Raw genomic sequence first — 23759 nt, forward strand, 5'->3', positions numbered from 1 at the left:
GTCATCGCTTCGATGACTTTTTTCAATGAACAAATGTTTTTGATATGATGGAGGAATAGCTGTGAATTTACCAAATAAAATTACAATATCTAGAATCTTCTTAATTCCAATTTTTATGGTAATTATGTTAGCACCCTTTGATTGGGGTTCATACACAATTGGTGATGTTGATTTACCAATTCAACACTTAGTAGGAGCACTTATCTTTATTGTTGCTTCGGCTACAGATTGGATTGATGGACATTACGCAAGAAAATATAATCTTGTAACAAATTTAGGGAAGTTCCTTGACCCATTAGCTGATAAATTACTTGTTTCAGCTGCGCTTATCACGCTAGTGGAGATGCAATACGTACCAGCTTGGATCGTTATTATCATTATAAGCCGTGAGTTTGCGGTAACTGGCCTACGTCTAGTACTTGCTGGAACAGGAGAAGTAGTTGCAGCAAATCAGCTAGGTAAGATTAAGACATGGACACAAATTATCGCGATTGCAGCATATTTATTACACGATGTACCTTTAAATTTAATCCATATTCCGGTAGCAGACATCTTTATATGGATTGCATTAATTTTTACTGTTATTTCAGGATGGGATTATTTCTGGAAAAATAGAGCTGCTTTTGTAAACTCAAAATAGAAGTTTATGGGGGAATTGGGATGAATGCGGAGATTATTGCGGTTGGAACGGAATTATTACTTGGACAAATTGCAAATACAAATGCCCAGTTTTTATCTGAAAAGTTAGCTTCAATCGGCATTAATGTGTACTACCATACTGTAGTCGGGGATAATAACACACGATTACAGCAGGCGATTGAAGTTGCGGAAAAACGTGCGGACATGCTTATTTTTACAGGTGGATTAGGCCCGACAAAAGATGATTTGACGAAAGAAACGATATCTTCTAGTTTGGGTGGAGAGCTAGTGTATGATGAACAGGCATTAGCATCAATAAGCGATTACTTTAAGCGTACAGGTCGCGAGTTCACGGAGAATAATAAAAAGCAGGCGCTCGTTTTGGATGGAGCGACTGTATTTGCGAATGATCATGGTATGGCACCTGGTATGGGGTTAAATAAGAACGGAAAAGTTTATATTTTATTACCAGGGCCACCGAAAGAAATGAAGCCGATGTATGTAAGTTATGTAGAGCCTTTTTTACGTAACTTTACAACAGGAGAAAACATTTATTCTCGTGTGCTGCGCTTCTTCGGGATTGGGGAATCTCAATTAGAAGTGAAAGTTCAAGATTTAATTGATGGACAAACGAATCCGACAATCGCCCCTCTTGCAAATGATGGAGAAGTGACATTACGTTTAACTGCCAAGCATCAAAAGGCTGATGAAGCGGCGAAGCTCATTCAGCATACAGAAGATTTGATTTTAGAAAGAGTAGGAGAATTTTTCTACGGATATGACCAAGAGTTTCTGCATAATAAGGCGATAGAGTTATTGAAGAAAAAAGAATTAACTTTAGCATGTGCAGAAAGTTTAACAGGTGGTCTCTTCGGTAATCAAGTAACAGAAAGTGCTGGTGTGTCTTCAATATTTAAAGGCGGTGTCATTTGTTATCATAATGATGTGAAGCAACATGTTTTACATGTACCTGAGGAAGTGTTGTCTACTGACGGTGCTGTTAGTAAAGAGTGTGCTCGTTATCTTGCTGAAAATGTTAAAGAATTATTAAAAGCGGATATCGGGATTAGTTTCACTGGGGTAGCAGGACCAGATGCTTCAGAACATAAAGAGCCAGGAACAGTATTTGTTGGATTGGCGATTAAAGATGAACCAACTGTAGTCTTTCCTCTTAATTTAAGCGGAAGTCGTCAACAAATTAGGGAACGCTCAGTAAAATATGGTTTTTATCATTTGTATAAAAAGCTAGAAGAGATATAAGTCTCTTTTAGCTTTTTTTATGTTTAAATACAGTTTTATTTAATGGAAAATAAAAAAATCGAATAAATGTTCGATTTTTGTTGGCAAATTGAATTGAAAATAGGTATAATAAGATTAGCAATTCAGTTAAGGAGGAATTTTGAATGAGTGATCGTCAAGCAGCGTTAGATATGGCGTTAAAACAAATAGAGAAGCAATTCGGTAAAGGTTCAATTATGAAATTAGGAGAACAAGCGGAGCGTAGAGTTTCTACAGTTTCTAGTGGTTCTTTAGCACTTGATGTGGCACTAGGGGTAGGCGGATACCCGCGCGGCCGTATTATCGAAATTTACGGACCTGAAAGTTCAGGTAAAACAACAGTTTCATTACATGCAATTGCAGAAGTACAACGTCAAGGTGGACAAGCAGCGTTCATTGATGCAGAGCATGCAATGGATCCTGTATATGCACAAAAATTAGGTGTTAACATCGATGAATTACTACTATCACAACCTGATACAGGGGAGCAAGGTTTAGAAATTGCAGAAGCACTTGTACGAAGTGGTGCGGTTGATATTATCGTAATTGACTCTGTAGCAGCTCTTGTACCGAAAGCTGAGATCGAAGGAGACATGGGTGACTCACACGTAGGTCTACAAGCTCGTTTAATGTCTCAAGCACTTCGTAAGTTATCAGGTGCAATTAATAAATCAAAAACAATCGCAATCTTTATTAACCAAATTCGTGAAAAAGTTGGGGTTATGTTCGGAAATCAACTACAAGTTGCTTAATCGTAAAGATTAAGGAGTTTACCATGGGTTTCCCTTGCTAGTGATAGCATGTTAAAAAACCTTGTGAACCTTATTGCCTAAGGGTGTAACTATTCATATAGTTGCTAACGGTGAAGCCCACCATTATTTAGGGTAATACCGTGCCAAGCTCCATATTTATATGGGGAAGGTGTAGAGACTACCGAAAAGGACTTTTTGTTAACTGAGTAGGGTACGGCAGATGATAGGCTACTGCTGGAAGTGCAAGGCTCTCTGTAAAGAGATGAAGAGATAGTCCGGACTATAGAGATGGAAAATCTATAGATAGTGCCAGAAACAACTCCAGGTGGTCGTGCGTTGAAATTCTATTCAACTGTTCGTCTTGAAGTGCGTCGTGCGGAGCAATTAAAGCAAGGTAACGACATCGTTGGTAATAAAACAAAAGTAAAAGTAGTTAAAAATAAAGTGGCACCACCATTCCGTGTTGCTGAAGTTGATATTATGTACGGAGAAGGTATTTCAAGAGAAGGCGAAATCTTAGATATGGCTTCTGAACTTGATATCGTTCAAAAGAGTGGTGCTTGGTACTCTTATAATGAAGAACGCTTAGGACAAGGTCGTGAAAATTCGAAGCAGTTCTTAAAAGAAAATACGGATTTAAGAGAAGAAATTGCCTTCTTTATTCGTGAGCATCACGGAATTAGCGAAGATTCTGGTGCTGAAGGTATGGAAGATCCAAGTCTTCTTGATTAAAAATAAAAGACACGGCTTCGTGTCTTTTATTTTTATATCATTATGAAAGCGTTGTATATCGTTGGAGATAAAATATTTAATCTACCTAAAAGATTATGTATAAAGAAGGATATATGCATGTTTTACATGAATAAACTGGAATTTACTAAGGTTTTCCAGGATAATATGCTGTCTGCTTTTTAAATTCATATATGAATTAGGGCTGAAGGTAAAGAAAGTAAAAGTAGACAACGCTTGACAATGAAAATTGCGATAGATACAATGAGAATGTATATTTTTTCTTATATACGAAACACTCTTCTCAAGAAGAGAAGTAATATTCGGAGTAAGACTTAAATCTTGCCGAAATAATAATATGACATTTTAATTGTGAAATGAAGAAAGTCCCTTAAAAAAGCGGGACGACGGTCTTTGCTGTATGTTGGTATTCAATGTACATGCCGACAGTCTTTTTTCATTCATAGCAAGGGGAGGTGAAATCATGAGTAGTACAGTTTGGATACTCATCTCCATTTTGCTTGCAACAGTCGGTGCAGTTGTTGGCTTTTTTGTTCGAAAGTCTATTGCTGAAGCGAAGATTAATGGTGCAGCCAATGAAGCGAAACGTATTCTAGACGAAGCGAATCGTGAGGCTGAAGCACTTAAGAAAGAAGCGCTTTTAGAAGCAAAGGATGAAATTCATACACTTCGTACAGAAGCTGAATTAGAAATTCGTGACCGTAGAAGCGAATTACAAAAACAAGAAAATCGTTTAATGCAAAAAGAAGAGAACCTTGATCGTAAAGACGAAACGCTCGATAAACGCGAGCAACAGTTAGAAAAGAAAGAGGATTCTCTTGTAGCGAGACAACAACAGATTGAAGAGTTGGAAAGCAAAGTGGGAGAGTTAGTTCAAAAGCAACAAACAGAATTAGAGCGCATTTCCAATCTGACACGCGAACAAGCGAAAGCAATTATTCTTGGTAAAGTAGAAAGTGAAGTTTCTCATGAAATTGCCGTAATGGTAAAAGAAAGTGAAGTTCGTGCGAAAGAAGAAGCAGATAAGAAAGCAAAAGAGATTTTATCTCTTGCAATGCAGAGATGTGCAGCTGATCATGTTGCTGAAACAACCGTTTCGGTTGTAAATCTTCCAAATGACGAAATGAAGGGACGTATTATCGGACGTGAAGGTCGAAATATTCGTACGTTAGAAACGTTAACAGGTATTGACTTAATTATCGATGATACACCAGAAGCGGTTATCCTATCTGGATTCGACCCAATTCGTCGTGAAACAGCTCGTATCGCTCTTGATAAACTAGTACAGGACGGACGTATTCACCCAGCGCGTATTGAAGAGATGGTCGAAAAATCAAGACGTGAAGTGGACGAGTATATTCGCGAAGTCGGAGAGCAAACAACGTTTGAAGTGGGTGTTCACGGATTACATCCAGATTTAATTAAGATTTTAGGTCGTTTGAAATACCGTACAAGTTATGGGCAAAACGTCTTAAAACACTCTATGGAAGTGGCATATTTAACTGGACTTATGGCAGCAGAGCTTGGTGAGGATGAAAAACTAGCAAGACGTGCTGGTCTATTACATGATATCGGTAAAGCGATTGACCATGAAGTAGAAGGTAGCCACGTTGAAATTGGTGTTGAACTCGCAACGAAATATAAAGAGCATCCTGTAGTTATAAACAGTATTGCATCTCACCACGGAGACACAGAACCAACTTCTATCATTGCAGTTTTAGTTGCAGCGGCAGATGCATTATCAGCTGCAAGACCTGGAGCTCGTAGTGAAACACTTGAGAACTATATTCGTCGTCTTGAAAAGTTAGAAGAAATTTCAGAGTCTTATGAAGGCGTAGAAAAATCATTTGCAATTCAAGCAGGACGAGAAGTTCGTATTCTGGTAAAACCAGATACAATTGATGATTTAGAAGCTCATCGTTTAGCTCGTGATATTCGAAAACGTATTGAAAATGAACTGGATTACCCAGGACATATTAAAGTAACTGTTATTCGTGAAACACGTGCAGTGGAATACGCAAAATAAAGTGGTGAAACACCACTTTATTTTTTTGTGTTGGAATTGGTTAAAATAAAGGTAATTAGTAATACCTAGCATACAGGTGAAACATACTTATAATAAATATATTGTAAGGAAATCACTTGAAGCTATAGTAATAAAAAATGTAGTACATAGGAAGGGTAAGACATATGAGAATATTATTTGTTGGGGATGTAGTAGGATCTCCTGGTAGAGGTATGATTCAACAATACGTACCGGCATTAAAGAAGAAATATACACCTACAGTAACCATTATTAATGGAGAAAATGCAGCAGGTGGACGTGGAATTACGGAAAAAATATATAGAAACTTTTTAGAATGCGGGGCACAAGCGGTGACACTTGGAAACCATGCTTGGGATAACCGTGAAGTATTTGAATTTATTGATGATGCAAAATATCTTGCAAGACCAGCTAATTTCCCAGAAGGAACTCCAGGAAAAGGGCTTATCTTTGTGAACTGTAATGGAACAGAAGTTGCAGTAATTAATTTACAAGGACGTACATTCCTTCCTCCGATCGATTGTCCATTCCGTAAAGTGGATGAGTTAATTAACATTGCGAAAAAACGTACGAATATTATCTTTGTTGATTTCCATGCGGAAACTACAAGTGAAAAACAAGCTTTAGGTTGGTATGTAGATGGTCGTGCTACAGCGGTAGTAGGTACACATACGCATGTTCCTACAGCAGATAATCGTATTTTACCAAGCGGAACGGCATATATTACAGATGTTGGTATGACGGGACCGTACGATGGAATTTTAGGTATGGACCGTGAAGCGGTATTGAAGAAGTTTTTAACAAACTTACCAGTACGATTTGAGGTAACAAATGGTAGAACACAATTAAGTGCAGTGCTAATTGATGTGGATCCTAATACAGGAAAAGCTAAGAAAATTCAGCGTATCTTAATTAATGATGATCAGCCATTTTTTGAGTGATTTTTGACTAAAATTTAGATAAGTTATTATTTTTTAATTTTTTAGAAAAATTACAGGAATTTAGCAGGAATACGCGTCATTCCTCGTGAATATAAGTTAAAGTGAAATAATTGCTAATACTTTTTAGAGAAACGAGGAGGAAACGCGGAATGGAAATATTAAAAGTTAAAGCAACGTCGGTCCCTAATTCTGTAGCTGGTGCACTTGCAGGTGTTATTCGCGAACGCGGAACAGCAGAAATTCAAGCCATTGGTGCAGGTGCATTGAACCAAGCGGTAAAGGCAGTAGCAATTGCAAGAGGATTTGTAGCGCCTAGTGGTTTGGACCTGATTTGTATCCCAGCGTTTACGGATATTATGATTGATGGGGAAGAACGTACAGCAATAAAATTAATTGTAGAACCTCGTTAAGTTTAAACAACCTGTTTGCAGTATGCAAACAGGTTGTTTTTATAATGGAGGAATGAAAATGAAAATTTTTGATGCTCATTGTGATGTGCTTCTTCAGTTATGGAGTGCACAAGGGAGAAAGGATTTTAAACATGATTCGCAATTACATATTACATTTGAACAGTTAAAGAACAGAAAAGGAAGTATACAATGTTTTGCTATATATGTGCCAGAAACAGTGGCATATGAAAACCGATTTGAAGTAGCATTGCAAATGGTAGATATTTTTTATAATGAAATTTTATCCCTACCAGGTGTGAAGTTTATTCAGACAAAAGATGATATTAACATGTTAAAACAGGACGAGATTGGAGCGATATTAACACTAGAAGGATGCGAAGCAATTGGAAAAGATACAATGAAATTACGGTTGTTGTATCGCCTAGGAGTACGTTCTTTTGGACTAACATGGAATTATGCCAATCTATTAGCTGATGGTGCGCTAGAGACACGTGGGGCAGGTTTAACGACTTCTGGTAAACATGTTGTACAAGAACTGAATGCGTTACATGTATGGACTGATGTGTCTCATTTGAATGAAAGAAGTTTTTGGGATGTGATAGAAATTGCAAAAAATCCTATTGCTTCCCACTCAAATTGTATGAAACTTTGCCAGCACCCACGTAATTTAAACGATAAACAACTTAAAGCTCTTATAAAGCGAAACGGCATGATCGGTGTCACTTTTGTACCGCAGTTTCTAACAAATGAAAAACAAGCGAATGTAGCAGATATAGTAAGACATATCGAATATATTTGTTCATTAGGTGGAGAGAACAATATAGGGTTTGGTTCGGATTTTGATGGGATAGTAGAAACAGTTGTAAATGTATCAGCGTATCGAGATTATGAAAATGTAATGAATGAGCTTTGTAAACACTATGCTGCATCTACTGTAGAGCGATTTTTATATGATAATTTTGTTGAACGAATAAGCTTTTAAGATTTTTGTTTTAAAAATCCAGAAAAATTAGAATTAATTCATTTGATATTATTGCTTTTTTTAAGACCTAATACTAGAATGAAAAACAAAATAGCTTTATACTAAAGATTCAGGGAAATCAGAAGAGGCATAATTTGCGTCCGTTGTAGTTTATTTGTATAAAAAATGCTAAACTATTACTGTAAAAAAATACACTACAATGAATGCAGCCAAAAGGGGTGTAGGAGATGATTAGTCAACTTTCATGGAAAGTTGGAGGCCAACAAGGTGAAGGAATTGAAAGTACAGGAGAAATCTTCTGTATTGCATTAAACCGATTAGGATATTACCTATACGGTTACCGCCACTTCTCATCACGTATTAAAGGCGGCCATACAAATAATAAAATTCGTGTAAGTACAACAGAAGTACGCGCGATCTCAGATGATTTAGATATTTTAATTGCTTTTGATCAAGAAACAATTGATTTTAACTTCCACGAACTACGTCCGGGCGGGATTGTAGTTGCAGATGCGAAATTTAATCCAACGATACCTGATAATACAGATGTAAATCTATATGTGATACCGTTTACAGACATTGCTTCAGAATTAGGCACATCATTAATGAAAAACATGGTTGCTGTTGGGGCGTCAAGTGCGGTATTAGGATTAGATGAAACAGCTTATTTAGATGTTGTTGAAGAGATCTTTGGTCGTAAAGGAGAACAAGTCGTTCAAAAGAATATGGACGCGATTAAGCGCGGCTCTCAATATATGAAAGAGTTGCTAGGTGAGAAAGTAAACATGATGCAGCTTGAAAAAGCTGATGGTAAAAAACGTATGTTTATGATTGGGAACGATGCAATTGCATTTGGTGCGGTAGCTGGTGGTGCTCGCTTTATGTCTGCATATCCAATTACACCTGCATCTGAAATTATGGAATACTTAATTAAAAAATTGCCGAAAGTTGGCGGAACAGTAATCCAAACTGAGGATGAAATCGCAGCTTGTACAATGGCAATCGGTGCAAACTATGCTGGTGTTCGTACATTAACTGCATCTGCTGGTCCGGGTCTATCTTTAATGATGGAAGCGATCGGTTTAGCAGGTATTACAGAAACGCCATTAGTAATTGTTGATACACAACGTGGTGGTCCAAGTACAGGATTACCAACGAAACAAGAGCAGTCTGATTTAATGGCGATGATTTACGGTACGCACGGTGAAATTCCAAAAATCGTAATGGCGCCAAGTACTGTTGAAGAAGCTTTCTATGATATTGTAGAAGCGTTTAATTTATCTGAAGAATATCAAGTACCTGTTATTTTCTTAACAGATTTACAGCTTTCTTTAGGAAAACAAACGGTAGAACCACTTAAGTTAGATAAGGTGGAAATTCGTCGCGGTAAGCTTGATTTAGAAGCTGAATTACCAGAACGTGAAAATAAAGCATACTTCAAGCGTTATGAAGTAACAGAAGATGGCGTTTCACCACGTGTTTTACCTGGTATGAAAAATGGTGTTCACCATGTTACAGGTGTAGAGCATGATGAAACTGGTAAACCATCTGAATCAGCAATAAACCGTAAAGATCAAATGGACAAACGTTTCCGTAAAATGGAGAACTTGAAGTTTAATACCCCTGTTTATAAAAATGTTAAGCATGAAGAAGCAGACGTATTGCTTGTTGGATTTAACTCAACACGTGGTGCGATCGAAGAAGCAATGGAGCGCTTAGAACAAGAGGGTATGAAAGTAAACCATGCTCATGTGCGTTTAATTCACCCGTTCCCAACAGCTGAAATCGATCCACTTGTGAAAAATGCGAAGCGTGTTGTAGTGGTAGAAAACAATGCAACAGGTCAACTTGCTAACATTATGAAAATGAATCTTGGTAACGGCGAGAAAATTTCTAGTCTTTTAAAATATGATGGGAACCCATTCTTGCCGAAAGAGATTTACAACGAATGCAAAAAAGGGGTTGTATTAAATGGCAACATTTAAGGACTTTCGTAACAGTGTAAAACCAAACTGGTGCCCAGGTTGCGGAGACTTCTCGGTGCAAGCTGCAATTCAACGTGCGGCAGCTAACGTTGGCTTAAATCCAGATGAACTTGCTGTTATTTCTGGTATCGGCTGTTCAGGTCGTATTTCAGGTTATATTAATTCATATGGTGTGCATAGTATTCATGGTCGTGCCCTTCCAATTGCACAAGGTGTAAAAATGGCAAACCGTGATTTAACAGTTATCGCATCAGGTGGTGACGGTGATGGATTTGCGATCGGTATGGGACATACAATCCATTCTATTCGTCGTAACATCGACATTACGTACATCGTAATGGATAACCAAATTTACGGATTAACAAAAGGGCAAACTTCACCACGTAGTGAAGCTGGATTTAAAACGAAAAGTACACCACAAGGTTCAATTGAACCGTCACTAAATGTTATGGAAATGGCTTTAACAGCTGGTGCAACATTTGTGGCGCAAAGCTTTTCAAGTGATTTAAAAGAATTAACACAAATTATTGAAGCTGGTATTAACCATAAAGGATTTTCATTAATTAACGTATTTAGCCCATGTGTTACTTACAATAAAGTAAATACTTACGATTGGTTTAAAGAGAATTTAACAAAACTAAGTACAGTAGAGGGATATGATCCGTCTAATCGCATGATGGCTATGCAAACGTTAATGGAAAATAACGGATTAGTAACAGGTTTAATTTATCAAAATACAGCGCAACCTTCATACCAAGAACTTGTAAAAGGCTATAGTGAGAAGCCTTTAGTTCAATCTGATTTAAATATGGATCAGAAAATGTTTGATGAACTTGTTGCTGAATTTATGTAATGTAAGAAGAGAAGGTTGCCATGTGGCAACCTTTTTTTATGAGTAAATATAAGGTAGTTATATTTACTTGGAAAATTCAGAATGGTAAAATAATATATAAATCGTTGTATGAAAATGGCAAGTTCATTGCTAATAAAATGTAAGATAAGACAGCGCCAATTTTTTGTTAAAATTGGCGAAACGCTTCATACTATGGTAATGTTTATAGGGATAAAGCAATATGCTTTTTAGTAGGACAAAAAAGAAATACGAAAAGGGAATGTCTATTTGTGTGGGGAAGACTTCATTCTTATAGATGATTAGATTGGTTACTCAAAGTTTCAAAGGACAAGTTATCTCTCAAGCTATCTAACCATTTTTGAGGTGGGTCTAAGCGCATTAAAATGGACTATAGAGTGTGTATAGTTAAGGGTGAAAGGAGATTACCGATGAACGAGCAACAACGATTAGCAAGTCAACAAGCAAATTCCTCTGTGAAAAAAGAAGAGAAAGATTATAGTAAATACTTTGAAAGTGTATACCAACCACCTTCCTTAAAGGACGCGAAAAAACGAGGGAAAGAAGAAGTTAAAATTGAACGGGATTTTGGCTTACCTGAAGAGTTTCGCAATTTTGGTACAGGAAGAAAGTTTTATATTCGTACATATGGTTGTCAAATGAATGAGCATGATACAGAAGTGATGGCTGGTATTTTCACTGCACTTGGATATGAACCAACTTTTTCAACTGAAGATGCAGATGTAGTATTATTGAATACTTGTGCCATTCGTGAAAATGCTGAAAATAAAGTGTTCGGTGAACTAGGTCATTTAAAATCACTAAAACGAAGAAATCCGGACCTTTTAATTGGTGTATGTGGTTGTATGTCTCAAGAAGAATCTGTTGTAAATAAAATTATGCAAAAAAATCAGCATGTAGATATGGTGTTTGGAACACATAATATTCATAGATTACCGTACATTCTAAAAGATGCAATGTTCTCGAAGGAGACGGTAGTTGAAGTTTGGTCAAAAGAAGGAGACGTAATTGAAAATCTTCCGAAAGTACGCCGTGGCGATATTAAAGCTTGGGTAAATATTATGTATGGCTGTGATAAGTTCTGTACATATTGTATTGTACCGTATACACGCGGAAAAGAGCGAAGCAGACGTCCAGAAGATATTATCCAAGAGATTCGTCATTTAGCTGCGAATGGTTATAAAGAAATTACGTTACTTGGGCAGAACGTAAATGCATACGGTAAAGACTTTGAAGATATAGAATATGGTCTTGGCGATTTAATGGACGAACTCCGTAAGGTTGATATCGCCCGTATCCGTTTTACAACGAGCCATCCACGCGATTTCGATGATCACTTAATTAAAGTACTTGGAAAAGGTGGGAATTTAGTAGAACACATTCACTTACCGGTTCAATCTGGAAGCACAGAGATGTTAAAAATTATGGCGCGTAAATATTCGCGTGAGCATTATTTAGAGCTTGTACGAAAAATTAAAGAAGCAATTCCAAACGCGGTATTAACAACTGATATTATCGTCGGTTTCCCAAATGAAACAGACGAGCAATTTGAAGAAACGATGTCGTTATATCGTGAAGTAGGATTTGATACTGCCTTTACCTTTATTTATTCTCCGCGTGAAGGTACACCAGCTGCAAAAATGAAAGACAATGTACCGATGGATGTGAAGAAAGAACGTCTGCAACGCTTAAATGCATTAGTGAATAAATTGGCAATTGAAAAGAACAATCTTTACAAAGGTCAAATTGTAGAAGTGTTAGTTGATGGGGAAAGTAAAAATAACGCGGAAGTACTTGCAGGTTATACTCGTACGAATAAACTTGTAAACTTTGTTGCTCCAAAATCTTTAATTGGTCAGCTTGTGAAAGTAAAAGTAACGGACGCAAAAACTTGGTCTCTTAACGGAGAATTAGTTGAAGAGCCGATTGAGGTGGAATAGTAGATGAAAGCATATACGAAAGATGAAATTGTTGAGCAAGCGAAAGAATTAGCAAAAATGATCTCTGAAACAGAAGAAGTTGATTTCTTTAAGAAAGCAGAGGCGCAAATTCATAAAAATGAAAATGTAAAGCGTGCAATCGATGAAATTAAAGCATTGCAAAAACAAGCAGTAAACTTGCAGCATTACGGGAAATGGGAAGCTTTGAAAAAAGTAGAAGCTGAAATTGATGCATTGCAAGATAAGTTAGATAGTATCCCAGTTGTACAAGAATTTAAATCTTCACAAACATATGTAAATGATTTACTACAGCTAGTTGCAAGTACGATTTCTAACAACGTAACAGATGAAATATTAATTTCAACGAATGGCGATGTATTGAAGGGTGAAACGGGCGCAGCGGTAGAAAGTAAAAAAGGAAATTGTGGTTGTTAAAGAGATGTCGAATTGACATCTCTTTTTTTAGTGGATTAAACGTAAATTCTTCTCAAAAAAAGAATGACACATTCCGCTATTGTCACGCATATGATTAAGTGAATAGTGATTGAGGAGGGTTACGAATGTCCGAATTTAGAGAGATTATTACAAAAGCAGTGGTTGGAAAAGGACGTAAGTATACAAAGTCAACGCATACATGTGAATCGAATAATGAGCCAACGAGTATTTTAGGGTGCTGGGTAATTAACCACTCGTATGAAGCAAGAAAGAGTGGAAAGCATGTGGAAATTGAAGGTTTCTATGATGTGAACACTTGGTATTCATTTGATGGTAATACAAAGACAGAAGTTGTAACAGAGCGTGTAAACTACACGGATGAAGTGAGCATTGGGTATCGTGATAAAAACTTTTCTGGTGATGATTTAGAAATTATTGCTCGCGTCATTCAGCCACCAAATTGTTTAGAAGCTCTTGTATCACCAAATGGTAATAAAATTGTTGTAACTGTAGAACGTGAATTTGTAACAGAAGTAGTTGGCGAAACGAAAATTTGTGTAAGTGTAAATCCTGAAGGTTGCGTAGAGTCAGACGATGCCTTCCAAATTGACGATGATGAGTTTGAAGAATTAGATCCGAACTTTATCGTTGATGCAGAAGAAGAGTAATAGAAAGCTAGGGAGAAGTTCTTCCTAGCTTTTTACTTTACATAAGTGGTACTTGAATGAACATGATTCCTAATGAAATGTGCTATAATGAAGAAAGACTCCTGAAATAGGAGATATGGATGTCCGTGAAGTGTGACATATATGAATATAGATTATTATGTAAGAATTATGGAGGATAAGTATGACGCAATATACGCCTATGATACAGCAATATTTAAAAGTGAAGGCAGACTATCAAGATGCCTTTTTATTTTTCCGCTTAGGTGATTTTTATGAAATGTTCTTTGAGGATGCGGTTAAAGCAGCCCACGAACTTGAAATTACATTAACGAGCCGCGACGGTGGTAGTAGTGAACGTATACCGATGTGCGGTGTACCGTATCATGCGGCTAAAAACTATATTGAACAACTTGTTGAAAAAGGATATAAAGTAGCGGTTTGTGAGCAAGTAGAAGACCCAAAAACGGCTAAAGGTGTAGTGCGCCGTGAAGTCGTACAATTAATTACGCCAGGAACGATGATGGAAGGGCGTACGATTGATGAGAAAGAAAATAACTTCTTAGCCGCGTTAACACATTTTGAAGATGGATCATATGCATTAGCTTGTAATGATTTAACGACTGGACAAAATACAGTAACGTTATTGACTGGTTCAGTAGAAGATATTTTATTAGAAGTGTATGCAACTGGTTCGAAAGAAATTGTTGTAGATTCTTCCTTTTCTAAAGATGAACTAAACAAGTTAACTGAAACGTTAAAAATGACGATTTCATATGAAGATGCAACAGCAATCCCTGAAGGATTAGAACACCTTGTGAAAAATGTTTCACAAGCAAAGTTAATTAAAGCAGTTGGACGCTTATTTAACTATGTAATAAGAACGCAAAAACGTTCATTAGATCATTTGCAACCAGTGGAAATTTACTATACGAATCAATTTATGAAAATTGATGTGCATTCAAAGCGAAATTTAGAGCTGACAGAAACACTTCGAACGAAAGAAAAAACAGGATCATTATTATGGCTACTAGATAAGACGAAAACAGCTATGGGTGGTCGGATGTTAAAACAGTGGATGGAGCGTCCGCTTATACAGAAAGAGCGAATTGAAGAGCGTTTGGAAATGGTTGAAATGTTTGTAAATGATTACTTCTTACGCGAAGATTTAAAAGAAAAATTAAAAGAAGTATATGATTTAGAACGTTTAGCAGGGAAAGTTGCATTTGGTAATGTCAATGCACGGGACTTATTACAGTTAAGACGCTCGTTACTTCAAGTGCCAGCTATTTTAGAAGCGATTAGTTTGTTAGATAACGCGTATGCAGCGAGATTAATTCAAGGCGCAGATCCATGTGAGAGCTTAACAGAATTACTAGGAAGAAGTATTCAAGAAAACCCACCGCTTTCTATTAAAGATGGAGATATTATTAAAGACGGTTACAATGACAAGCTTGATCAATATCGTTACGTTAGTAAAAACGGAAAAACATGGATTGCTGAGCTTGAAAAACGAGAGCGCGATATTACAGGAATTAAATCGTTAAAAATCGGATACAACCGTATTTTCGGTTACTATATTGAAGTAACGAAAGCGAACCTCACAGCATTACCAGAAGGACGCTATGAGCGTAAACAAACGCTTGCTAATGCGGAGCGTTTCATTACAGATGAACTAAAAGAAAAAGAAACATTAATCTTAGAAGCAGAAGAAAAAATTGTACAACTAGAATACGATTTATTTACAGCACTTCGTGAAGAAGTAAAAGTATTTATTCCGAAATTACAGCATTTAGCGAAAGTAATTAGTGAATTAGACGTACTGCAAAGTTTTGCGACAGTTAGTGAAGAAGAACAGTTTGTAAAACCTGTACTAACAACAAAGCGCGAAATCTTTATTAAAGATGGTCGTCATCCTGTCGTAGAAAAAGTATTGAACGGGAAATTGTATGTACCGAATGATTGTATTATGCCAGAGAATATGGATGTCTTTTTAATTACAGGACCGAACATGTCTGGTAAAAGTACGTATATGAGACAATTAGCACTTGTAACGGTTATGTCGCAAATCGGTTGTTTCGTACCGGCAACAGAAGCAGTATTACCTGTATTTGACCAAATCTTTACGAGAATTGGCGCAGCAGATGATTTAATTTCAGGTCAAAGTACATTTATGGTCGAAATGTTAGAAGCGAAAAATGCAATTGCAAATGCATCAGAAAGAAGCTTAATTTTATTTGATGAAATTGGACGCGGTACATCTACGTATGATGGTATGGCACTTGCACAAGCAATCATTGAACATATTCATGACCAAATTGGGGCGAAAACGTTATTCTCTACGCATTATCATGAATTGACGGTGTTAGAAGAAAGTTTAGATCAACTGAAAAATGTACACGTTTCAGCTATTGAAGAGAACGGAAAAGTAGTATTCCTTCACAAAATTCAAGATGGGGCAGCAGATAAAAGTTACGGAATTCACGTTGCGCAACTTGCGGAGCTTCCAGATAGCTTAATTGCTCGTGCGAAAGAAGTGTTAGCACAATTAGAAGGACAAGAAGAAATTATTATTCCAAAGCGTGTAGAAGTGAAAGCGCAAGAGCAAGAAGTAATTTCAGAACCTGTAGTTGTAAAAGAAGATCCAGTAGAAATAGAAGAAACGAAGGTAGAGAATGAAGAAGAATCACAACTATCATTCTTTGGTGGAGAACAGTCCTCGAAAAAACAAGACAAGCCAGTTCTAGATGCAAAAGAAACGGCAGTACTTGCGCAAATTAAAAAAATTGATTTACTTGATATGACACCTTTAGAAGCGATGAATGAACTGTATCGCTTACAGAAAAAGTTAAAGAAAGGATGAGTAAGTAGATGGGGAAAATTCGCAAACTCGATGACCAACTCTCAAACTTAATTGCGGCAGGGGAAGTAGTAGAGCGCCCTGCCTCAGTCGTAAAAGAACTTGTGGAAAATTCTATCGATGCGAATAGTACATCTATTGAAATCCACTTAGAAGAAGCTGGTTTATCGAAAATTCGCATCATTGATAATGGAGATGGCATTGCAGAAGAAGATTGTATCGTCGCTTTTGAACGACATGCGACGAGCAAAATTAAAGATGAAAACGATCTGTTTCGCATAAGAACACTCGGTTTCCGCGGCGAGGCATTGCCGAGTATTGCCTCAGTTAGTGAATTAGAATTAATCACTAGCACAGGTGATGCACCTGGTACGCACCTTATTATTAAAGGTGGAGACATTATAAAGCAGGAGAAAACAGCGAGCCGAAAAGGAACAGATATTACAGTACAAAACTTATTCTTTAATACACCAGCGCGTCTTAAATATATGAAAACCATTCATACAGAGCTTGGTAATATTACAGATATCGTGTATCGTATTGCAATGTCACATCCAGAAGTATCATTAAAGCTATTTCATAATGAAAAGAAATTGCTTCATACATCAGGAAATGGTGATGTAAGACAAGTACTTGCATCGATTTATAGCATTCAAGTTGCAAAGAAGCTTGTTCCAATTGAAGCTGAATCTTTAGATTTCACAATTAAAGGTTATGTAACATTACCAGAAGTAACGAGAGCATCTCGTAATTATATGTCAACGATCGTAAATGGCCGTTACGTACGAAATTTCGTATTAATGAAAGCCATTCAACAAGGATACCATACATTACTGCCAGTCGGACGGTATCCAATCGGCTTCTTATCGATTGAAATGGATCCAATGCTTGTTGACGTTAACGTACATCCTGCGAAATTAGAAGTTCGTTTTAGTAAAGAACAAGAATTGCTAAAGCTTATCGAAGAAACATTGCAAGCAGCATTTAAAAAAATACAGCTCATCCCAGATGCAGGTGTAACAACGAAGAAAAAAGAAAAAGATGAAAGTGTGCAAGAACAGTTCCAGTTTGAGCATGCGAAGCCGAAAGAGCCATCTATGCCGGAAATCATTTTACCGACAGGCATGGATGAAAAACGAGAAGAACCACTTGCTGTGAAACAGCCAGCTCAACTGTGGCAACCACCGAAACAAGAATGGCAACCACCAGAGTCGCTCGTAAGAGAAGAACAAAGTTGGCAACCATCTAGTAAACCGATAATAGAAGAACCGATTCAAGAAGAGAAATCGTGGAACAGTAACGATGAAGACTTTGAATTAGAGGAATTGGAAGAAGACGTTCAGGAAATAGAAGAGATCGAAATGAACGGTAATGACTTACCACCGCTTTATCCAATTGGACAAATGCATGGAACATATATTTTCGCTCAAAATGATAAAGGCTTATATATGATTGACCAACATGCCGCGCAGGAACGTATTAATTATGAATACTTCCGTGATAAAGTAGGAAGAGTAGCGCAAGAAGTACAAGAGCTACTTGTACCGTACCGTATTGACTTATCTCTTACTGAATTTTTACGTGTCGAAGAGCAGCTAGAAGAACTAAAAAAAGTTGGACTATTTTTGGAGCAATTCGGCCATCAATCCTTTATCGTCCGCTCCCATCCAACGTGGTTCCCGAAAGGTCAAGAAACAGAAATTATCGACGAAATGATGGAACAAGTCGTCAAACTAAAAAAAGTGGATATTAAAAAATTACGTGAAGAAGCAGCCATCATGATGAGCTGTAAAGCGTCCATTAAAGCGAATCAATATTTAACGAACGATCAAATATTTGCTTTACTGGAAGAACTACGTACAACAACAAACCCATACACATGCCCGCACGGAAGACCGATTCTTGTGCATCATTCTACTTATGAGCTTGAGAAGATGTTTAAGAGGGTTATGTAGGGATACTGTCATTTTGGAAATGGGTTAACAAAAAAGAAGCGATGAAATACATCGCTTCTTTTTCATTTTGTTAATAAATTCTTTATTTATACTAAGTGTAGAAAAATCATATGAATCCATAGAAAGAGGTTTTTAATTTACAGACTTATCAGAATTATGTAAAGTGTAGATAAAACCATAAAACGGGGTGTTCTTTATGTGTACGAGTTTGACATTACAGACAAAAAACGGTCAGCATCTTTTTGCAAGGACGATGGACTTCACGTTAGATTTGAATCAAGAAGTAATAATCATTCCTCGACATTACCAGTGGAATAATATAACTGGTGAAATCATTAATACGAAACATGGTACGGTCGGAATGGGTATTAATCATCAAGGAAGGATCATTATGGCGGACGGAGTAAATGAAGCGGGTATGACATGTGCGACACTCTATTTTCCAGGATTCGCTACTTATAGTCAAAGCGTAGATGACAATAAAACGAATTTGGCTCCATTTGATTTTGTGACTTGGAGTCTGACACAATTCAACTCTGTCAAAGAGTTAAAGGAATCTGTAGATAGCCTTACCTTTTTGGATATACCATTACCGGATTTAGGACTTACGCCACCACTACATTGGATTTTAGCGGATAAATGGGGAGATTGCATTGTACTGGAGCCGACAAATGAAGGATTAAAAATGTATGACAACCCACTAGGAGTGATGACGAATAGTCCGGAGTTTAATTGGCATTTACAAAATTTAAGACAATATATAGGCCTTAAATCGCAGCCATTCGCGCCAACAGAGTGGAGTAACTTATCATTAAGTGCTTTTGGTCAGGGATCGGGCTCAATGGGACTTCCAGGAGATTTCACCCCGCCATCAAGGTTTGTACGGGCGGCATATGGCAAACAAAACATTCAAGGTATAGATAGCGAAGAAGAGGGAGTAACGGCCCTTTTTCATATTTTATCAAATTGTGAGGTTCCTAAAGGCGGAGTAATAACAGAAGAAGGGGCATTAGATAATACTATATATACAAGCGTAATGTGTATAGAGTCCGGAACATATTATTATCATACCTACGATTGTAGACAAATTATAGCTATTCATTTATTTCATGAAAATTTAGATACAGATGAGATTAAAGCTTATCCGTTCCAACGAAAACAAAAAATATTTTATGAAAACTAAGTAGCTTTGAAACAATGTTTGGTGAATTTCTGAATATATATAATAGAGCAAATGACATATATAATTCTTGGGTGCTTCTTTAACTTTGTGATTTATCATAAAGTTACTCCTTTTTTCAATGACTCCAACGAGTTAAAATATGCTAGTAGGAACATTGGCTAAGAAACTTATTTTTAATTAAACTAGTTTTCATTTTTTTTAGAAGTACCATTAAATTGCTACTAGGTGAAATAAAAATGGACGTATGCCATTTATAAATAGTAAATAACAAAAAAGGTATGGAAACTATCCATGCCTTTTTTGTTATTCTATTATTTATGTATAAAAAAGCGCTGTATATCAGCACTTTTTAAAAGTACATGAGTTGTATAAGAAAGATTTATTTATTACCCATAACTGTGCAAGGTCTAATATTAGATACTTATTTGATTAATTGTTATAAGGCCTATCAGGTTATTTGTTTTTATTATTATTAATTTTTTCCGTATATAACACCTGTTCTTTATAGTGTTTTTTAATTGGGAAAGTATGTGTACCAGAGCCGTTTTTGAAATTTTTATTGATGGGGTTTTTTAGGGGGATTGTTGTAGTTTCAGTAAATTCATATGGGTAGTTTATTTTAGATTTATCTTCAAACATGAAAATGCCTCCTTTTAGGATTTCCTGGATTCTTTACTATAACATGATATGCATATAGATTTTTTTTGGACTAGTTATTTATAGAGGTTAATGGAATTTAATTACCTAACTACTGAAATATTTCAAAGGAAAAGAATGTGAGAAATATATGATAATGAATTTTTCATTTATCCCGTTTTAATGGGCAGTAAGACCCCCACCTCAAAATTCAGCGAAAGCAAAGAAGTTAGGTGGGGGGCGGGCTACCCATAAAAGTCCGATTGGTGAGGGCTGATTAAAGTTTCACTTTATTAGGGAAGGGAGTTTTGTATATATATTCGTTATAAATTGTTTTTATAATATGGTTTATATAGCTTTTTTTTGATAATGTAATACAGGCAATTATAGTGTTATTAGGTTATTAGGAACATTTAATGCTGTTTCATAACTGAAAGGGAATTGAAAAAAAACTGAAACTTTTCTCATAAAAATTCAATCTTACTTAAAAAATGAAAGGAAAATGAAATTTTCCAAAAGATATTCTTTGTTAAGATAAAAAGCATACATACAAAAAGTATTGACATATCTTAAAAATGTATTTTCAAGATATAGTGGGGGAAAAGATGAGAGTAGAAAAACAATTAATAAAAAAGATGTATTATGAAACATTCCTAATGGAGAATGAAACAAAACCACCGCTTGACGTGCTTGGAGAAGTTTATGTAAACGAAGAACGAAATGAGATTTCTGATGGATCTTATATTCGTTTTGCACAAGGTGAATTTTATTATCGCCATCAAGATTTTGAAGCAGCTATTTTTAAATGGGAGAAAGTTAATAATGAATTAATACCATGGGCACAAAAAAATATTGCGGATGCTTATTTCGAGCTTAATCAGTTACCAGTTGCTGAAAATGTTTATACTTCCATTACTACTGATAATATAATATTGATGACAGAAATTAGACTACAATTACTTTCTCTTTACATAGAGCAAAATAATTTTGACTCCGCTTTCGCTGTTATTAAAGAAGCAGTTGCTTTAAATCCGGATTATCCAAATGTCACAAAAATTGCCCGTTCTTTTTATGAGGAGCAGCAAGATTTTGATAGTGCAGTAGAGCTTGCTGTGAATGAGTTAATCCGAACAGAATCTTATCCGTGGTTTGAGGTTTTAAAAGGATATATCGATAAAAGATTTACTAAACATATTTCACCAGATTATTTCTATGAAGTATTAGTTACGTTAAATAATGTAGATCAAGTACAATTTACGCAAATGGTTTCATCACTTTGGAATAGTTATAAAAATGAACAAAACTATTTATTGTGGCTTAACACAATAAATGAATTTTTCTTACATATTGAAATAGAGTCGTCCGATATATGGGACAAAATTTCTTCTCTTTACGAAGAAACGTATTTTGAATTAATTCAAGGTCAATATATGCTCAAACAATTGCATGATATCATTCCAAACTTGTTAACCAATTGGTTAAAGGTAGTCAATCCATCTTATGCTGTATTTCCATCTGCTGCTGTATTGGCATGGGATGAAATCTTCCCATCCAAAATAGATTCAGTAAATATAAAACATGCGGAAAGCCTGTTGTTATATTCTATTAATCATGTGAATGGCTTAGAGTATAGTTTGCATCTTTTTGAATCTATTACAGAGTGGGCGCAAAATCATAATATAGAAATGGGTCACCGATTTAGATGGTTAGTTGGCGAGCTCGCAGATTTAAGCACAAATCGCATTTTAGTAACGGGAACTTCAGGGAACGGAAAAACTACATTTATTAACTCGATATTAGGAGAAAATATAGTAGAAAAATCAATTTCAAACGTAGTAGTTTTAAAAAATGATAGTCATACAAAAATTAACGCCATAACAGATTCTGCAATTACAACAACGGAAGATGTCTCTGATTACTATAATATGATGTCTCAACACCATCAATCATATAGAGAGAGAGCATGTGTTGAATTTAAATTACCATGCAAATTTTTAAGTGAAAATAAACTTACATTTGTAGTTACACCTGGCTTTAATAGGAATAATGACACTAGAGATGAGATATTCGAATATTTAAACTCTGTAGACGAATTACTATTTGTATTGAATGCGGATTCACCTTTTACTGACAAAGAACGTGACATTCTATTAAGCATTCAAGAACATACACCAAATTTACAAATTCATTTCTTATTAAATAAAATCGATAACATATATAGTGAAGCAGAAGTGAAAAGAGTATTATATGATACGCAAGAGAGAATAAATACATATTTCCCGCAAGCGAGAATTTTCCCTTACTCTTCGCTATATACAAGTAGTCAACAATTAAATGAGTTAACGGAGTTTATTCATTTAAACTGTAATCATAAAGATATCGAGGTAGAACGTACTGAAAAGCTATTGTTTTTCATTCGTAAAACAATTACATATCTTTTGGATAAACGAGTGGAGAAAGAAAATAATTTAGTGGATGCGATTAATTGGAATGAAGATATGCTAGTGAAACTAAATGGTAGTATTAATAATCTTACTGCTTTTGAGAAGGAAAAAATTCATTTCATTACACAATCATATCGTACAATGAAAACGGAAATTACGAACGACCTTACTGAAAATATTCCGAAGATATTACAGAGTTGTTCGGATTTAATTAGTGAAGAAAGCGATTTCGGTCACATGGATACGGAACTAAATAAAGCAATGAATGAAAGAGTACACAAATATTTAGAACAAACGGTATTACCTAAACTTGCTCTTTCTATGCAAAATTGGATTGAAACTTCTAATCATGAGCTTCTTCAAAGTCAATCATATCTTGAAGAACTTAGTGAAGGACTTAATTCTCTATTTGGAGAAAATCGAATACAGTTAGCATGTGATTTTAAAGTACTTGATGACTGGCGCAGAGATTCTGATAGAATGACGACTAGAATACAAATGGATGAAGTAAATATTTTACGTCGATTTACACCAGCACAATTTTTACTGAAAAGTGCCGGGAAATTATTTGGAGTTCTTCCTAAAAACAAAGGTATGCTATATAACAAATATAAACAGTATGTAGAAAATGAAGATTATACAGAGGTAACAACTTCTATTATGAAGAAATTTTTCTTGCAATTTGAGCTATTTGAGAACACGCAAGAGAGGGATATTCATATTTTCTTTAGGAATCCATTTAATTCCTTGAAACAAGCTGTAGAAAACGCTCATTTAGAAATACAAGAAAAACAAGAGATGTTACATAAAATGAAATCAAATCCTGAAGTCTATCATGATTCTATCATGCTCTTTGAATTGAGATTACGTCAATGTGAAGTAATTTTAAATATAGGTGATGATCATACCAATATAGATCCAACTTTAGAAACAAGCGAAAAGTAAAATATACGAGTTTTTTATATGACATTGCATCATATGTTATAAGA

16 protein-coding genes and 2 pseudogenes are annotated in these 23759 nt (G+C 35.8%); 17 read left to right on the forward strand and 1 reads right to left on the reverse strand.

What is annotated here, in order from left to right; all coding sequences use genetic code 11:
• Nucleotides 1-61 precede the first annotated feature (61 nt).
• The 16 genes and pseudogenes from pgsA (at nt 62) to ACZ76X_RS13945 (ending at nt 19690) form a co-directional block, all read left to right on the forward strand.
• Entirely contained in the window at nt 62-640 is a 579-nt protein-coding gene (gene pgsA / locus ACZ76X_RS13870) for a CDP-diacylglycerol--glycerol-3-phosphate 3-phosphatidyltransferase (RefSeq protein WP_001052973.1), read from the forward strand.
• A gap of 20 nt (nt 641-660) precedes the next feature.
• Nucleotides 661-1899: a competence/damage-inducible protein CinA gene (gene cinA, locus ACZ76X_RS13875; RefSeq protein ID WP_479850698.1), complete on the forward strand. Its 1239-nt coding sequence runs from the start codon at nt 661-663 to the stop codon at nt 1897-1899.
• Nucleotides 1900-2042: 143 nt separating this feature from the next.
• Nucleotides 2043-2651 (forward strand): annotated as a pseudogene (gene recA, locus ACZ76X_RS13880) (recombinase RecA); the annotation flags it as partial.
• Between the two features lie 327 nt (nt 2652-2978).
• Nucleotides 2979-3401, forward strand: a pseudogene (locus ACZ76X_RS13885) (recombinase RecA family protein); the annotation flags it as partial.
• A 481-nt stretch (nt 3402-3882) separates the two neighbouring features.
• A complete protein-coding gene (gene rny / locus ACZ76X_RS13890) occupies nt 3883-5445 on the forward strand; it encodes a ribonuclease Y (RefSeq protein WP_000099774.1) in 1563 nt (520 codons plus the stop codon).
• A 164-nt stretch (nt 5446-5609) separates the two neighbouring features.
• Nucleotides 5610-6404: a TIGR00282 family metallophosphoesterase gene (locus ACZ76X_RS13895; protein WP_144614469.1), complete on the forward strand. Its 795-nt coding sequence runs from the start codon at nt 5610-5612 to the stop codon at nt 6402-6404.
• A gap of 149 nt (nt 6405-6553) precedes the next feature.
• Complete coding sequence (gene spoVS, locus ACZ76X_RS13900; protein ID WP_000404341.1) at nt 6554-6814, forward strand: stage V sporulation protein SpoVS; 261 nt, start codon at nt 6554-6556, stop codon at nt 6812-6814.
• A gap of 58 nt (nt 6815-6872) precedes the next feature.
• Nucleotides 6873-7796, forward strand: coding sequence for a dipeptidase (locus tag ACZ76X_RS13905; protein WP_479850699.1), 924 nt, complete (start codon nt 6873-6875; stop codon nt 7794-7796).
• Between the two features lie 227 nt (nt 7797-8023).
• Nucleotides 8024-9781: a 2-oxoacid:acceptor oxidoreductase subunit alpha gene (locus ACZ76X_RS13910; RefSeq protein WP_087958638.1), complete on the forward strand. Its 1758-nt coding sequence runs from the start codon at nt 8024-8026 to the stop codon at nt 9779-9781.
• Nucleotides 9768-10634, forward strand: a complete 867-nt coding sequence (locus ACZ76X_RS13915) for a 2-oxoacid:ferredoxin oxidoreductase subunit beta (RefSeq protein WP_000190154.1) — start codon at nt 9768-9770, stop codon at nt 10632-10634. The genes ACZ76X_RS13910 and ACZ76X_RS13915 overlap by 14 nt, the downstream gene beginning before the upstream one ends.
• Nucleotides 10635-11062: 428 nt before the next feature.
• Nucleotides 11063-12592, forward strand: coding sequence for a tRNA (N6-isopentenyl adenosine(37)-C2)-methylthiotransferase MiaB (gene miaB, locus ACZ76X_RS13920; RefSeq protein WP_479850700.1), 1530 nt, complete (start codon nt 11063-11065; stop codon nt 12590-12592).
• 3 nt (nt 12593-12595) lie between these two features.
• The gene (locus ACZ76X_RS13925) at nt 12596-13027 is read left to right on the forward strand and encodes a YlbF/YmcA family competence regulator (RefSeq protein WP_060631942.1); all 432 of its coding nucleotides are present in this window, start codon (nt 12596-12598) and stop codon (nt 13025-13027) included.
• A 125-nt stretch (nt 13028-13152) separates the two neighbouring features.
• The gene (gene cotE / locus ACZ76X_RS13930; protein WP_098670298.1) at nt 13153-13695 is read left to right on the forward strand and encodes an outer spore coat protein CotE; all 543 of its coding nucleotides are present in this window, start codon (nt 13153-13155) and stop codon (nt 13693-13695) included.
• 181 nt (nt 13696-13876) lie between these two features.
• Nucleotides 13877-16555, forward strand: a complete 2679-nt coding sequence (mutS, locus tag ACZ76X_RS13935) for a DNA mismatch repair protein MutS (RefSeq protein ID WP_479850701.1) — start codon at nt 13877-13879, stop codon at nt 16553-16555.
• 8 nt (nt 16556-16563) lie between these two features.
• Nucleotides 16564-18507 carry a DNA mismatch repair endonuclease MutL gene (gene mutL, locus ACZ76X_RS13940; RefSeq protein WP_479850702.1) on the forward strand — a complete coding sequence of 648 codons (1944 nt, stop codon included), beginning with the start codon at nt 16564-16566 and terminating at the stop codon, nt 18505-18507.
• Nucleotides 18508-18703: 196 nt separating this feature from the next.
• Nucleotides 18704-19690: a choloylglycine hydrolase family protein gene (locus ACZ76X_RS13945; RefSeq protein ID WP_479850703.1), complete on the forward strand. Its 987-nt coding sequence runs from the start codon at nt 18704-18706 to the stop codon at nt 19688-19690.
• 453 nt (nt 19691-20143) lie between these two features.
• Here the strand turns inward: ACZ76X_RS13945 and ACZ76X_RS13950 are convergent, their stop codons facing one another.
• Nucleotides 20144-20329, reverse strand: a complete 186-nt coding sequence (locus ACZ76X_RS13950; RefSeq protein ID WP_000461128.1) for a hypothetical protein — start codon at nt 20327-20329, stop codon at nt 20144-20146.
• Nucleotides 20330-20931: 602 nt separating this feature from the next.
• Between ACZ76X_RS13950 and ACZ76X_RS13955 the strand changes: the two genes are divergently transcribed.
• Nucleotides 20932-23715 carry a dynamin family protein gene (locus ACZ76X_RS13955; protein WP_479850704.1) on the forward strand — a complete coding sequence of 928 codons (2784 nt, stop codon included), beginning with the start codon at nt 20932-20934 and terminating at the stop codon, nt 23713-23715.
• Nucleotides 23716-23759: the final 44 nt, after the last annotated feature.

Source organism: Bacillus sp. BC05(2025) (assembly GCF_056725905.1).

Bases quoted from the DNA above. Each gene is read 5' to 3' on its own strand.
- cinA (WP_479850698.1), top strand. From the start codon at position 661: ATGAATGCGGAGATTATTGCGGTTGGAACGGAATTATTACTTGGACAA.
- rny (WP_000099774.1), top strand. From the start codon at position 3,883: ATGAGTAGTACAGTTTGGATACTCATCTCCATTTTGCTTGCAACAGTC.
- ACZ76X_RS13895 (WP_144614469.1), top strand. From the start codon at position 5,610: ATGAGAATATTATTTGTTGGGGATGTAGTAGGATCTCCTGGTAGAGGT.
- spoVS (WP_000404341.1), top strand. From the start codon at position 6,554: ATGGAAATATTAAAAGTTAAAGCAACGTCGGTCCCTAATTCTGTAGCT.
- ACZ76X_RS13905 (WP_479850699.1), top strand. From the start codon at position 6,873: ATGAAAATTTTTGATGCTCATTGTGATGTGCTTCTTCAGTTATGGAGT.
- ACZ76X_RS13910 (WP_087958638.1), top strand. From the start codon at position 8,024: ATGATTAGTCAACTTTCATGGAAAGTTGGAGGCCAACAAGGTGAAGGA.
- ACZ76X_RS13915 (WP_000190154.1), top strand. From the start codon at position 9,768: ATGGCAACATTTAAGGACTTTCGTAACAGTGTAAAACCAAACTGGTGC.
- miaB (WP_479850700.1), top strand. From the start codon at position 11,063: ATGAACGAGCAACAACGATTAGCAAGTCAACAAGCAAATTCCTCTGTG.
- ACZ76X_RS13925 (WP_060631942.1), top strand. From the start codon at position 12,596: ATGAAAGCATATACGAAAGATGAAATTGTTGAGCAAGCGAAAGAATTA.
- cotE (WP_098670298.1), top strand. From the start codon at position 13,153: ATGTCCGAATTTAGAGAGATTATTACAAAAGCAGTGGTTGGAAAAGGA.
- mutS (WP_479850701.1), top strand. From the start codon at position 13,877: ATGACGCAATATACGCCTATGATACAGCAATATTTAAAAGTGAAGGCA.
- mutL (WP_479850702.1), top strand. From the start codon at position 16,564: ATGGGGAAAATTCGCAAACTCGATGACCAACTCTCAAACTTAATTGCG.
- ACZ76X_RS13945 (WP_479850703.1), top strand. From the start codon at position 18,704: ATGTGTACGAGTTTGACATTACAGACAAAAAACGGTCAGCATCTTTTT.
- ACZ76X_RS13950 (WP_000461128.1), bottom strand. From the start codon at position 20,329: ATGTTTGAAGATAAATCTAAAATAAACTACCCATATGAATTTACTGAA.
- ACZ76X_RS13955 (WP_479850704.1), top strand. From the start codon at position 20,932: ATGAGAGTAGAAAAACAATTAATAAAAAAGATGTATTATGAAACATTC.